Annotated in this window: 13 protein-coding genes; 1 reads left to right on the top strand and 12 read right to left on the bottom strand. The window is 60.6% G+C overall.

Going from position 1 to position 13232, the window contains the following annotated elements:
• Positions 1-3: 3 nt before the first annotated feature.
• The 12 genes from JL015_RS00410 to JL015_RS00360 all read right to left on the bottom strand — a co-directional run bounded on the left by JL015_RS00410 (position 4) and on the right by JL015_RS00360 (position 12074).
• Positions 4-873 (bottom strand): metal ABC transporter permease, encoded by an 870-nt coding sequence (locus JL015_RS00410; protein WP_201000371.1) that lies wholly within the window; start codon positions 871-873, stop codon positions 4-6.
• Positions 870-1619: a zinc ABC transporter ATP-binding protein AztA gene (gene aztA / locus JL015_RS00405; RefSeq protein WP_201016954.1), complete on the bottom strand. Its 750-nt coding sequence runs from the start codon at positions 1617-1619 to the stop codon at positions 870-872. The genes JL015_RS00410 and aztA overlap by 4 nt, the downstream gene beginning before the upstream one ends.
• Positions 1616-1747 carry a hypothetical protein gene (locus JL015_RS27870; protein ID WP_268939612.1) on the bottom strand — a complete coding sequence of 44 codons (132 nt, stop codon included), beginning with the start codon at positions 1745-1747 and terminating at the stop codon, positions 1616-1618. The genes aztA and JL015_RS27870 overlap by 4 nt, the downstream gene beginning before the upstream one ends.
• A gap of 186 nt (positions 1748-1933) precedes the next feature.
• Positions 1934-4693, bottom strand: a complete 2760-nt coding sequence (gene metC, locus JL015_RS00400) for a cystathionine beta-lyase (RefSeq protein WP_201016953.1) — start codon at positions 4691-4693, stop codon at positions 1934-1936.
• Positions 4694-4735: 42 nt separating this feature from the next.
• On the bottom strand, positions 4736-5329 hold the full coding sequence (locus JL015_RS00395; RefSeq protein ID WP_201016952.1) for a cysteine dioxygenase family protein: 594 nt from the start codon (positions 5327-5329) through the stop codon (positions 4736-4738).
• A 30-nt stretch (positions 5330-5359) separates the two neighbouring features.
• Entirely contained in the window at positions 5360-6196 is an 837-nt protein-coding gene (locus JL015_RS00390) for an amino acid ABC transporter ATP-binding protein (RefSeq protein WP_201016951.1), read from the bottom strand.
• Positions 6183-6971: an amino acid ABC transporter permease gene (locus tag JL015_RS00385; RefSeq protein ID WP_201016949.1), complete on the bottom strand. Its 789-nt coding sequence runs from the start codon at positions 6969-6971 to the stop codon at positions 6183-6185. The genes JL015_RS00390 and JL015_RS00385 overlap by 14 nt, the downstream gene beginning before the upstream one ends.
• A complete protein-coding gene (locus JL015_RS00380; RefSeq protein WP_201016948.1) occupies positions 6961-7695 on the bottom strand; it encodes an amino acid ABC transporter permease in 735 nt (244 codons plus the stop codon). Before JL015_RS00380 ends, JL015_RS00385 begins: the two co-directional genes overlap by 11 nt.
• Positions 7692-8909 carry an aminotransferase class I/II-fold pyridoxal phosphate-dependent enzyme gene (locus JL015_RS00375; protein WP_201016946.1) on the bottom strand — a complete coding sequence of 406 codons (1218 nt, stop codon included), beginning with the start codon at positions 8907-8909 and terminating at the stop codon, positions 7692-7694. The genes JL015_RS00380 and JL015_RS00375 overlap by 4 nt, the downstream gene beginning before the upstream one ends.
• Positions 8906-10327 carry an FAD-binding oxidoreductase gene (locus tag JL015_RS00370; protein WP_201000361.1) on the bottom strand — a complete coding sequence of 474 codons (1422 nt, stop codon included), beginning with the start codon at positions 10325-10327 and terminating at the stop codon, positions 8906-8908. The genes JL015_RS00375 and JL015_RS00370 overlap by 4 nt, the downstream gene beginning before the upstream one ends.
• Entirely contained in the window at positions 10324-11163 is an 840-nt protein-coding gene (locus JL015_RS00365) for a transporter substrate-binding domain-containing protein (protein WP_201000360.1), read from the bottom strand. The genes JL015_RS00370 and JL015_RS00365 overlap by 4 nt, the downstream gene beginning before the upstream one ends.
• 71 nt (positions 11164-11234) lie before the next feature.
• On the bottom strand, positions 11235-12074 hold the full coding sequence (locus JL015_RS00360) for a transporter substrate-binding domain-containing protein (RefSeq protein WP_374004983.1): 840 nt from the start codon (positions 12072-12074) through the stop codon (positions 11235-11237).
• A 247-nt stretch (positions 12075-12321) separates the two neighbouring features.
• Here JL015_RS00360 and JL015_RS00355 point away from each other — a divergent pair, with 247 nt between their 5' ends.
• Positions 12322-13194 carry a LysR substrate-binding domain-containing protein gene (locus tag JL015_RS00355; RefSeq protein ID WP_201016945.1) on the top strand — a complete coding sequence of 291 codons (873 nt, stop codon included), beginning with the start codon at positions 12322-12324 and terminating at the stop codon, positions 13192-13194.
• The last annotated feature ends 38 nt before the right edge of the window (positions 13195-13232 follow it).

Raw genomic sequence — 13232 nt, 5'->3', positions numbered from 1 at the left:
TTTTCAGTTGGCCAGGTGGGGTTTTGGAAACAGTCGACGCAAGATGCCCGTGCGCCCGAACAGCAGGGAAAAACCATAAAAGACGCTGGCAGTCAGGACGATGGATGGCCCGGAAGCCACGCCAAGGTGATAGGAAACGATCAGGCCGATCAGCCCCGAGAGGGTCGCCAATACCGTCGAAATCAGCATCAGGGCGCTCAGTGACGTTGCCCAGAATCGCGCAGCAGTCGCAGGCAGCATCATCATGCCCACCGCCATCAGGGTGCCGAGCGCCTGAAAGCCCGCCACCAGGTTCAGCACGACCAGCAGCAGAAACAGCACGTGGTACAGCGACCCCATCCCGCCGACAGCGCGCAGGAAACCCGGATCGAAACACTCAAGCACCAGCGGGCGATAGATCACGGCCAACAGGATCAAGGTGAATGACGCAATGCCGCCGACCATATAGATCGCGCTGTCATCGATGGCCAGGATGGTGCCAAACAGCACATGCAGCAGATCGACACTGGAGCCGTGCATGGAGACGATCAATACTCCGGCGGCCAGTGACGTCAGATAGAAACTGGCGAAGCTGGCATCTTCGCGCAAGGCGGTCAGGCGGCTGACCAGCCCGGACAGCAAGGCCACCGCAAGACCGGCGATCAAGCCGCCAATGCCCATGGCCGGCAGCGACAGGCCTGCCACCATGAAACCCAGCGCCGCGCCCGGCAGGACCGCGTGACTCATGGCATCGCCCACCAGACTCATGCGTCGCAGCATCAGCAACACACCCACCGGACCGGAACCGATCCCCAAAGCGAGGCAGGCCACCAGAGCGCGGCGCATGAAACCGAACTCGACAAAAGGCTCGATCAGCGTGGCATAGAGCATCATGAATGCTCACCTTCGGTATCGCAGACCTGAGCATCCGCACTCCAGAACTCGGCCATATTGCGGGCACGCCGCAAGTTCGCATCGTTCAACACCTCGGCCGTCGCCCCCCAGGCAATCGCCTCTCGGGCCATCAACAGGGTTTGCGGAAAGTGCTGACGGACCTGATCGATATCGTGCAATACCGCGATCACCGTGCGTCCCTGGCCGTGCCAGACCCGGACCAGCTCCAGCAGGTCGCGGGTGGTGCGGGCATCAATGGCGGTGAAAGGCTCGTCCAGCAGAATCACCGAGGCGTCCTGCAATAACAGCCGTGCAAACAACACCCGCTGGAACTGCCCGGACGACAGGGAACCGATACTGCGCCCCTCGAACCCCTCAAGGCCCACGGTTTTCAGCGCATCATGAGTGAGCCTGGCATGGTTGCGAGTCAGGCCACGAAACGGGCCGATGCTGCGCCATGCGCCCATGGCGACGGTATCGGCCACGCTTAACGGGAAACTGCGGTCTATCTCGGCCGCCTGAGGCAGATAACCCAGGGTATGAGTCGCCAGCCGGCCTCGATCCACACGCCCCGCCGCTGGCTTCATGGTCCCGGCAATGGTCTTGATCAACGTGGACTTGCCAGCGCCATTGGGACCGACGATAGCGGTCAGACTGCCCGCCTCGAAACGGCCACTGATGTGATGCACCGCCGGACGGCGTTCGTAAGCGACAGTCAGATTGTCCAGAGCAATGGCCGCACTCATGGAATAGCCACCGACCAGGCGATGGCCAGCCATAACAACAGCAAAATACCGAGAGCCAGCAGGACCCGCTTCAAGGCCGATTGAGCCAGAACGGAACCTGCTACAGAGGGAGCGCGAGGAGCTTTCACGGGAGAGTAGCCTGCAACGATTCGTTACAGTATTACACGGCCACCCGGTATTTTGTTATGAAATAACGTTTAGGTGAGCTGCAAGTTGTAAGCTACAAGCTACAAGCTACAAGCTTTTGACTTGAGGCTTGAGGCTTGAGGCTTGAGGCTTTTGACTTGAGGCTTGCAGCTTGAAACTTGCAGCTTTCATCCTTCCCCAAACCCCCTCTGCAAATCCTCGATCAACGCCGATACATCCTCCAGCCCGATATGCAGGCGCAGCACCGGGTTGAGCAATTTGTCGGCCTCATTGTCGCGATCGCTGACAGTGGCCACGGTGATCAGGCTTTCGTAGCCGCCCCATGAAGCGCCGAGCCCGAACAGTTGCAAGGCACCGATAAAACGTTCCAACTGGCCTGGGTCCGAAGACTCGAACTCGAAGGACAGCAAGCCGTTGCTGCCGGTGAAGTCGCGCTTCCACAGGGCGTGGCCGGGGTGGTCCGGCAAGGCTGGATGGAACACGCGGCGGACTTGCGGTTGTTCGTTCAGCCAGTGCGCGACTTCAAGAGCCTGGCGCTCGTGGGTTTCCATGCGAGAGGCCAGAGTGCGGGCACCGCGCAGGACCAGATAGGCGTCATCGGGGCTGACCGCATTGCCGAAGGTGTCGCTCATCCTTCCCAGCGGCTGCCAGACTTCTTCACGGGTGCAGACGCTGCCCATCACCACATCGCTATGACCGCACAGGTACTTGGTCAAGGCCATGATGGAAATGTCCGCCCCAAGCTCCAGCGGTCGATAGAGGTAGGCCGAGCCCCAGGTGTTGTCTACCGCCAGCAGAATGTTTCGTGGTTTGCACAGCGCGGCAATGGCCGGCAAGTCACAGAGTTCGTAGAGCAACGAGCCCGGCACTTCGGTGTAGACCATGCGGGTATTGGCCTGCAATTGTGCTTCCAGCCCTTGCCCGTCAGCCCTGAAGTAACTGACCTGAATGCCGAATGGCTCAAGGAAGTCACGGGCTACACGTCGCACCGGCGAGTACACCGCATCGGTCAGCAGCACATGATCACCTGGGCGCAGATAGGCCAGGAACGTCTGCGCCACTGCTGCAAGGCCGGTACTGAACAAGCGGGTGCGATAACCACCCTCCAGCTCTGTCACCAGATCCTCCAGCGCAAACCCCGTCGGATTGCCCCGCGCGCCATAGCTCAACAGGCGCTCGGTATCACGCCGTTTGCGGATATCGCGCATCTGCCCGAGGCTGTCGAACAGCACCGTGCTCATGCGCGAAACCGGTACATTCACCCCGCGCACGCCACTGCCCTTGGCCGTACGCGCGGCATGAATCAGCCGGGTCTTGACCAAGGGGTTATGTGACGGGCGCTCAGGCTTTTTTGCGGACAAAGGCTTGAGGCTGGCAATTTCCTGCTCGGTCATCTGCCCCAGCAGACCGATTTCCCAGGCCAGGTACTGGCGGGCAGCGTCCTTGTTGCCGGAATGCCGGTCATGGGTGAAGAACAGAAAATCGATGCACTGCTCGTCCGCCAGACTGGCACTGTCTTCGCGCAGCGCCAGCCCGGCGGTTTGCCAGGCCTTGATCCCGCCGTCCAGCAGACGCACCTGCTGGCGCTGCGCCTGTGGCAATTCCTCGGCCGCCAATTGCGCCAGAGCCGGGTCATCGGCAATCAGCACCAGAGGCCGGGACTCTTCAGCGACGGCAGCAGCCAGCAACGGGCGAATCGACCAGCGTGAACCTTCGATATGCCCTTTGCGAAAGTGTGTGCTCGAACGCAGATCGATCAGTGCCATGGCCTGATCCTTCAAGGCATCGGCCAGCCGTTGCACGCTGATGCCCGGCAAGTCCGGCTGCACATCTGCTTGCGCAACAGGTAACGACAAGCCGCTGTTCACGCCATCAGCCAGTACATAGGCATCGTGCCCCAACTGCCGCAACCAGCTGGCAACAATCGGCGCACGAATACCTTCGTCGTCCACCAGCACCAGACGCGCCTGACGCACGCCGACATACAAGTCCGTCGCCTGAATCAACTGGCCGCCCGGCGTATGTTGCGCACCAGCCAATGTTCCTGCCGCAAACTCCTCGGCGGTGCGCACATCGCACAGGAACAGGCTGCGTTTGCTATCAGCGGCCCAGCCCCGGACCTGTTCGGCACTGACCGTCTGCACGCCTGCCCGCTCGGCCAGCGCCTGTGCGGCATCGCGTTGACGGGTCAACGAACCGGGCGATACCGCATCCGGGTAGCGTCGGGTGCTGCCGTGTTCCAGTTGCAGATCGGCCAGATACCAGCCCTGTGTCCCGTTTTCCAGTGCATAGACCGGGTTCTTGACACCCAGATCGATCAGCGTCTGCGCGCCGATGATGCTGCGGGTCCGCCCGGCACAATTGACGATGATCGGCGTGTGTTCGTCGCTGACCAGTTCCGGCAGGCGATAACCCAGTTCGCCATTGGGGCAGCATACGGAACCTGGAATGGTCATCTTGCGGTATTCGTCGAATGGTCTGCCGTCCAGCACCACCAGCGACTCGCCCTGAGCTTGACGCTGCGCCAGTTCGGTGGCGCTGATGTGCGGCGTATGGCGCGCCTCTTCCACCAGCTCACCAAAAGCCTTGGACGGCACATGCACACCCGCAAACAGTTGCAGACCTGCGGCCTGCCATCCATCGGCGCCACCTTCAAGAATATGCACGTGGCGATAGCCGAGCGCTTCAAGTCGCAAGGCAGCGCGTGCCGCAACATCGCCGCCATTCTGGTCATAGATCACCAGCCGCACGTCGGGGCTGGGGGCCAGGCGGCGGATATCCAGCTCCAGTCGGCTATAGGGCAGCGTGACGCCATGGAACAGATGGGCTTCGCCATACTGGCCATGTTCGCGCAGGTCGAACAGGGCAATTTCCTGCCCGTCGAACAGCCATTGTTGCAGTTGGGCCGCGGTGGTGGTCTGGCTCATGGGGTGGCTCATAAAAGTGAATTGGGAAACCTGTGCCGACGATCAATAGGCGCGAATCGACGGCGCCATCTGCGAGGCGTTGTAGTTCAGGACACGGCCTTCTTCATTGACACCGAAACGCCCGTTGAGCGATTCCAGCGGCCGGCCATACAGATGGAAGTGCAAGGTCGGCTCTTCGCCCGTGACCTTGATGCCATGCAGGTCTTCGCCCAGGAAACCGATGGGCGTGCCTGGCTGGACGATGACTTCCTTTTCCAGCTCCAGACGAGCGAAGGCCGGGTCGCTGCCATCGTCGGTACGCGCCCAGACGTAGTTGATCTCCTGGCCCTGCACGGCAACGATCACCGCCCAGGTTTCATGGTTGTGCGGCAAGGTGCTTTTGCCTGGCAGCAGCGAGTTCATGTACAGGGTCGGAGTTTCGCCATCATCGTTCAGGCGATAGCGAAAAGCAGTCTCACCCTGCCCCGGCACCGGCGAAGGAAATGCGGTGAAGTTGAACAGGTCATGGCGCCCGGCCAAGTCTTCCAGCAGCGCGATGATTTCCTTCAACGCTTCGCGGTCTACGCCGCGCTGGTTGATGGCACGAATCTGCTGCAGAAAACTTTCAATCACTTGGGTTCGGTTTGCGTTGCTCATCAGGTAGCTCCCGGTGGGGTTCAATTTTAGTTATACGGACAGGCTGTAACGGCTGATATTGCTCAGTGCAAACGGGTCGGAGGACACCGGCGCACGGCGCCCGGTATCTCCCAGAGCGTGGCGCAGGAATTCGCGGGTCCGCTCACTGGTCGGGTGCTGGAAAATCTGCTCGGCGCTGCCATGCTCGACGATCAGGCCGTTCTCGGTGAAATACACCACGTCGCTGATTTCTTCGGCGAAACGCATTTCGTGGGTGACCAGTACGCAGGTCATGCCCTCCTCGGTCAGCTCGCGGATCACGGTCAGCACTTCGCCGACGGTTTCCGGGTCCAGGGCCGAGGTCACTTCGTCGAACAGGATCAGTTCCGGGCGCATGGTCAGGGCGCGGGCAATCGCAACCCGCTGTTGCTGGCCGCCGGACAATTGCCCCGGATAGGCATCGGCCTTGTGTTCCATACGCACCTTGGCCAGCAAGGCACGAGCCTGCTTCTCGGCCTCGACGCGCTCGATCCCCAGCACCTTGCGCGGGGCAATCACCAGGTTTTCCAGCACCGACAGATGCGGGAACAGGTTGTACTGCTGGAAGACGAAACCCACACGCTTGCGCAACTCGATACGCTCCGCTTCGCGGGTCAGGGCATGAACGTCGGTATTACCCACGCGGATGGTGCCGTGCTGGGTCTGCAACAGCCCGGTGATGCAGCGCAGAATGGTCGACTTGCCCGAACCGGACGGGCCGATGATCGACACTGCCTGACCGCGCTGCACATCCAGATCGATGCCCTTGAGCACCAGGTTGCTGCCGAATGACAGGTGCAGGTCGCGCAGGCTGACCAGAGGCTCGGCGCCAGAATCAATAGAAGGCATAACGTCGCTCCAGGCGTTGGGTCAGACGGGAAATCGGGTAGCAATAGGCAAAGAACAGCACCAGCAGGCTGCAATAGATGATCACAGTGAAACCGGTCTGGTTGACGGTATTGCTGGCAATCTGTGCGGTATCGATCACGTCATGCACTCCCACCAGCGAAGCCAGTGCGGTGCCCATGGTGATGACCGCATACAGGTTCATCCACGGCGGCAACATGCGTTTGAAGCACTGCGGCAGAATGATCGAGCTGAAAATCTGTGCGCGAGTGAAGGCCAGCGAGCGCGCCGCTTCCCATTGCGTGCTGGGGATCGACGCCACGGCACCCCGGAAGATTTCCGCGACATTGGCGCTGGCTGGCAATGCCAGGCCGATAGTGACCTTCACCCAGTCGGGAAACGAGATATACGTGCTGCCGATCTTGATCTCGAACGGGAATACATAAGTGGTGAAGTAGATCAGCACCAGCCAGGGCGCATTGCGAAAGATCTGTATCCAGATCCGTGCAGGCAGGCGCAGCAGCAAGAAAGGCGACATCCCCAGAGCACCGACCAGCAGCCCGAACACCGTCCCCAGGCCAATGGCAACCAGACTGATCAGAATGTTCTGGCCAAACCCCACCGCCAGAGCGGGCGACCACTGCATCAATGCCAGAAAGACCGGGCTGTCCGGGGCACCGAAAATCAACCAGACAACCGTCAGAGCAACCAGCGTCAGCGCCAGTAAATGGCGACGTGGCCACGCGACGGGCGCGGCAACCGATGAATCAATGGCCATAGCCGGGCATCCTCAGGCGTGATTCCAGGGCACGCCCTGCACAGTTGACGACAAAGCTGAGCAAACCGAAAAAGCTCAGGATCAGGATCATCAGTTCCAGCACGTTATCGCTCTGGGTCCAGATCATGATCGCGGCATAAGTGATATCCCCCACCGCAATGGCCGAGGCCACGGCTGTCATCTTCACCAGATCAATCAGGTTGTTGATCAGCGATGGCAAGGCAAAGCGCACGGCCAGTGGCAATTGCACGTTCCACAACAACTGGCGACTGTTGAAAGCCAGGGAGCTGGCGGCTTCCAGGGTCACGGAAGGCACCGCTTCGATACCGGCCCGCAAGGCTTCGGCATGGAAAGCCCCCTTGTGCAGGGAAATCACGATCACGACCCAGGCAAAAGGTGTCAGCGGATTGGCTGCACCGACGGCCTGGGTCAACAGCATGTTCAACACCAGAAAGGCGCAATACAGTTGCACGAGCGTCGGCGTATTGCGGGTGACTTCAATGAATACTCTGGCTGGCGAACGCAGCCATGGCTTGCCCGAGGTGAGCATGGCCGCCAGGGCGACACCGACCAGCAAGCTGCCAATGATGGTGAGCAGGCACAGCAGCAAGGTGGTCAACGCCCCGTCGACCATGGTGCCGCGCTGATAGGCATCCAGCAGAAAGGCGTAGTTCAGGCCAAATCCGGCCGTCCACTGCACGAACGACTCCAGCCAGTGACTCATGGTGCCTCCCCCACACTCAACTGCGCACAGGCACGGGCAATACGCTGCCCGGCTTCGATCACGGTTTCGGTGGCTGTGGCAATCGACAGGCGAAACCACGGCGACAAACCATAAGCGCTGCCCGCAACACCGGCCACGCCGGACTCCAGAAGCCAGGCAACCACATCGGCATCGTTTTCCAGCCGTTGGCCGTCAGGGCGATAACGGCCCAGCAACCCGGCACAACGCACAAAGACAAAGAAGCCGCCTTGCGGCACCAGCACTTCCATGCCATCCACCGCGCTCAGGGTTTCAACCAACAAGTCACGGCGCTGGTGATACGCCGCGACCTGCTCCGGCAGAAACCCCAGACCACCCTCGAACGCCGCCAATGCTGCGGCCTGCCCTATCGATGATGCGCCGGAAGTCGATTGCGACTGCACCACTGTCATGGCCGTGGTGAGTTCTTGCGGCCCGGCTCCGAAACCGACGCGCCAGCCAGTCATGGCGTAAGTCTTGGAAACGCCGCCCACCAGCAGGCAGCGAGGCTGCAAGTCCGGCGCGACATTGAGCAGGCTCCGGGCTGGCTGCCCGTCGAAACGAATGTGCTCGTACAACTCGTCCAGCAGCACCAGCACGTGCGGATGACGACGCAGCACGTCAGCCAGCGCCAACAGCTCCGCCTCGCTATACACCGCGCCACTGGGGTTGCCCGGCCCGTTGAGGATCAGCCAGCGCGTGCGCTCACCGATATGGCGTTCCAGTTGCATCGGGGTCAGCTTGCAGCCTTGCTCCAGGCCGCACTCGATGAACACCGGTTCACCACCATTGAAACGCACGCTGTCCGGGAACGACGGCCAGTACGGCACAGGTACCAGCACTTCGTCGCCGTCATTCAGGGTCGCGGCGAACGCATTGAAGATGATCTGCTTGGCACCGTTGGCTATCACGATGCCAGCCAATGGATAGTCCAAAGCATTTTCGCGCTGCAACTTGCCTTGCACCGCCTCGCGCAAGGCCCGCACACCGGGCGTCGGCGTGTATTTGGTGGCACCGGCGGCAATGGCCTTGAAGGCCGCCTGCTTGATGTGTTCAGGGGTGTCGAAATCCGGCTCGCCGGTGGTCAGGTCGAGAATATCCACCCCGGCATCGCGCAAGGCGGTGGCCCGGGATTTGGCGGCGGCGTTGGCCGACAATGAGACGCGCTGCACGCGCTTTGACAAGCCGATGCTCATGCTCGGGTCTCCAGTACCTTGCCCGGATTGAGCAGGTTGTGCGGGTCCAGGGCCTGCTTGATGCGGTGCATCAAGTCCAGCTCCACGGGGCTTTTGTAACGGGACAGCATGCCCAGCTTGCGCTGGCCGATGCCGTGTTCGGCGCTGATCGAGCCGCCATGGGCATGCGCGCTGTCGTGCACCAGCTCGCTCAGTTCAGCGTAACGGGCCATATGCGCCTCGACAGTGGAGCCCAGCGGATGCGCGACGTTGTAATGCAGGTTGCCGTCGCCCAGGTGACCAAAGGTGAAATTGCGCACACCGGGAAAGTGCTGCTGCAACAAGGCATCGGTGTGGGTCACAAACTCCACGACCCGGGAAATCGGCACCGAGATATCGTGCTTCATATTGCGCCCGGCACGCCTCTGGGCATCGCTCATGTTCTCGCGCAACTGCCACAGCGCCTGGCTCTGGGCCAGACTTTCGGCCACCAGAGCATCGGCCAGCAGCCCGGCTTCGAAACCATCGCTCAGTACCTCTTCAAAACTCTGCCGCGCATGGCTTTCACTGTGGTTATCGGACAATTCCAGCAAAGCGAACCAAGGGTATGCAGCATGGCTGAAGGGTTGCGGCCCTTGGGGAAACTGTTCACGCAGCAAGGTCAGACAGTCGGCCGAAAGCAGCTCGAAAGCGGTCAGGCTTGCACCGAACCCGGCACGGGCGTGAGACAGAAAACGCACAGCCTGCGCCAGCGACTCAAAAGCCAGAAATGCCGTGAGTTGCGCCTTGGGCAGCGGGAACAGTTTCAGGGTCGCGGCGGTGATAATGCCCAGCGTGCCTTCGCTGCCGATGAACAGGTCCCGCAGGTCATAACCGGTATTGTCCTTGCGCAGACCGCGCAGCCCTTCCCAGATTTCACCTTGTGCTGTGACTACTTCCAGCCCCAGCGTCAGTTCGCGGGTATTGCCATAACGCAGCACGGCGTTGCCACCGGCATTGGTGCCCAGGTTGCCGCCGATGGTGCAACTGCCTTGCGCGCCCAGGCTGAGCGGGAACAGGCGGTCAGCCTTACGAGCTACGTCTTGCAGGTTTTGCAGGATGCAACCGGCTTCGACAGTCAGGGTGTCATTATCGGTGTCGATCTCACGCACACGATTCATGCGTTCCAGCAGCAACAGCACCGCCTTGCCGCTGGCATCCGGCGTTGCAGCGCCCATCAGGCCGGTGTTACCGCCCTGCACCACCACCGGTGCAGCATGGGCGACACACAAACGCACCACGGCGGCGACCTGTTCGGTATCCGCAGGACGCACCACCGCGACCACTTGCCCGACATAGCGACCCTGCTTGTCAGTCAAGCGCTCACGGGCCTGCTCGCCAGTCTGCACATGACTGGCGCCCAACAGTTGCTGCAATGCCTGGAACAGCCCATCACTCATGGCGTGGCAGCCAGCGGCGCTGCATTGCGATATTGCTCATGCAGATCATGCAAGGCCTGGGACGGCGCCATGCCGGTGCGATTACCCAGTTCGATCAACCAGCCGCTGCGATGCCAGTCACGGACAATGGCGTCCAGACGGGCCTGTATGTCTTTCTCGCCCTTGCGCACCCAGATCACGGATTTGGACGGAATCAGGTCAGTGGCCAGTGGGATCTCGAAACCGGACCACTCAGGTTCGCCAAGCAGGGTATGCATGGTCGGGCTTACATGCACGGCCGCCACACAGCCATTGCCGCGCAGCGACAGCAGAGATTCGGACTGGCTGCGGAACGCCTTGATCTGCGCGCCGTAGACTTCCTGCAACGGTTTGATGAAGTTGCTGCCCTGGGACACGCACACCGGCTTGTCCTTGAGGTCTTCCCATTTGCTGATGCCCGCGCCCTTGCGGATCAACGCTGCGCCGCCCACTTCCTCGTAAGGCGTGGGCACGTAATCGAGAATCTGCGCACGCTCTTCGGTCAGTTGCATATTGGCGATCAACAGATCGACCTTGCCCTGCTGCAAGAACTGCACGCGATTGGGAGCCAGCACCGATACGGTTTCCAGCTCCACGTTCAGGCGCTTGGCGATTTCCTTCGACAGCTCGACGTTGTAGCCCAGATGCTCGCCGGTCTTCGGATCGATGGTGCCGAACGGAGGACCGCTGAGGATCACGCCGATGCTGATCTTGTGGCGTTCCTGAATCTTGTCCAGGGTCGCGTCGGCACTGGCCAGCCCGGCGCACAGGATCAACCCCAGTGCGGTCAGCGTCTTGGCTGTAAAAAATCTGCTCATGGGAGCCGTCCTTGAATGGCCGACGCGGTGGGCGTCGGCATGGAAATGGGAGAAAGTACGTAGCGCGAAAGTCAGGCGCCCTTGGCCTTGAACTGCTCATGCAGCTCGACCAGTGCCGGGGATGCAGGTGTGATGTTGTGGCGTTTTTCGACTTCGATCAGCCAGCCGGTGCGATGCCAGTCCTTGACGATGCTGTCCAGACGCGCCTGGGTATCGGTTTCGCCGATACGGGTCCAGATCACGGAAGGTGCCGGGTTCAGCTCAGGGAGAATGGCGCGGTAGCCCTTCCACTCTTCGTTGCTGGCCAGCAGTGGATTGATCAGCGTGGCGTCATGCACGGCCGCGACACAATTATTGCCGCGCAGCGCCAGCAAGGATTCGGCAGAACTCTTGAAGGCTTTCAGTTCTGCACCGAACTCGGTCAGCGGCTTGATGTAGCTGCTGCCCTGAGAGGTGCAGACCGGCTGCCCCTTGAGGTCTTCCCAACGGTTGATCTTGCTGTCCTTGAGTACAACGGCTGTACCGCCCACCTTGTAGAAAGGCGTCGGCACCGAGCCGAGTATCTGGCCGCGCTCCGGGGTCCACTCCATATTGGCGATCAACAGATCGACCTTGCCTTGTTGCAGGAATTGCACGCGATTGGCAGTCAATACCGACACCAGCTCCACCTCGACACCCAGGCGACGCCCGATGTCTTCGGCCAGATCCACGTTCGCGCCCTTGGGTTTCTGGGTCGCCGGATCGATGGAGCCGAAAGGCCCGCCGGACAACAACACGCCCACCACCAGACGATGACGCTCCTGGATCTTGTCCAGGGTGGCATCGGCCAGTGCCGAACCACTGACCGCCAGACCGGCAAACAGCCCCAGCATGGCCGGGAAGAAACGTGAAACGGATGAGCGAGTCGGCATGTAAATTCCCCAGGCAAATGATCGGAGTTCCCCGACCTGATGCCGGGACATTACGGATCGTTGCCTGTTAACGGAAATTCAAATATCAAATATGGTTATAACTTTCCATGCAGAGCCCGCTCAACCGCCAATAAAAACCCAGTATTCATTGGACAAAATTAAAACGCGCAGAAAAAACACCACATAAAACATAAAATTACGTAATGTATTTGCCTGAACCCCTGATATGAATTCAGCACAGATCACCATGACCGCCCCATCAAGCCCGACCTCGACTCTCGACCTGGAACTGCTGCGCACCTTTGTCGCCGTGGTCGATCATCACAGCTTTGCCGAGGCTGGCATGCAGCTGTCACGCACTCAGTCCTCGGTCACTCAGCACATGCAGCGTCTGGAGCAACAAGTGGGTGTCAGCCTGTTCCAGAAACAAGGTCGCCAGAAGCAACTGACCGAGCCGGGCCGACAGTTACTACGTCATGCCCGGCAGATGCTGTCGCTCAATGACGACGCCCTGAACTCGTTGCGTGAAAGCAGCCTGAGTGGCGTGTTGCGTATCGGCTCGCCCCATGACATCGCTGACACCATTCTGCCGCCGCTGCTGAGCCATATCGCCCGCTCGGCTCCACGCCTGCGCCTTGAAATCGACGTGGGCCGCAGCCCCTTTCTGATGGAAGACCTGCATCGCGGCAAGGTGGACATGGTGATTTCCACCCGCGAAGACCCGACCCTGGAAGGTTTTGCCTTGCGTACTTCGCCTGTGTGGTGGATCTGTTCCGCGCAATACATCCATGTACCGGACGAACCGCTGCCGCTGATTCTGGTGGATGAACCGAGCATCTATCGGCGCTATGCCCTGCAGGCTCTGGAAGCCGCCAATATCCCGTGGCGGCAGGCTTATCTGGCGTCCAATCTGATCGGCATCAAGGCCGCCACTCGTGCAGGCCTCGGCGTCACGCCGCGCAGCATGGAAATGCTCGGGCCGGACATGCGCGTACTGGGTGAGAACGATGGCCTGCCGCGCCTGCCCAACGTGACCTATCACTTGTGGATTCGGCCCAACACCGTTAATCCACTGGCCCGCAAGGCCTATGATCTGATACGGACCAGTCAGGGCCTGTAGCCTGATTCCGAGCTTGTGGTAAGTCACTTAACCCTATA

This window comes from Pseudomonas cichorii (genome assembly GCF_015471405.1).
Lineage (GTDB): Bacteria > Pseudomonadota > Gammaproteobacteria > Pseudomonadales > Pseudomonadaceae > Aquipseudomonas > Aquipseudomonas serbiensis.
The sequence above is the reverse complement of the archived record's forward strand: the minus strand, read 5'-3'. Positions and strand labels throughout refer to the sequence as shown.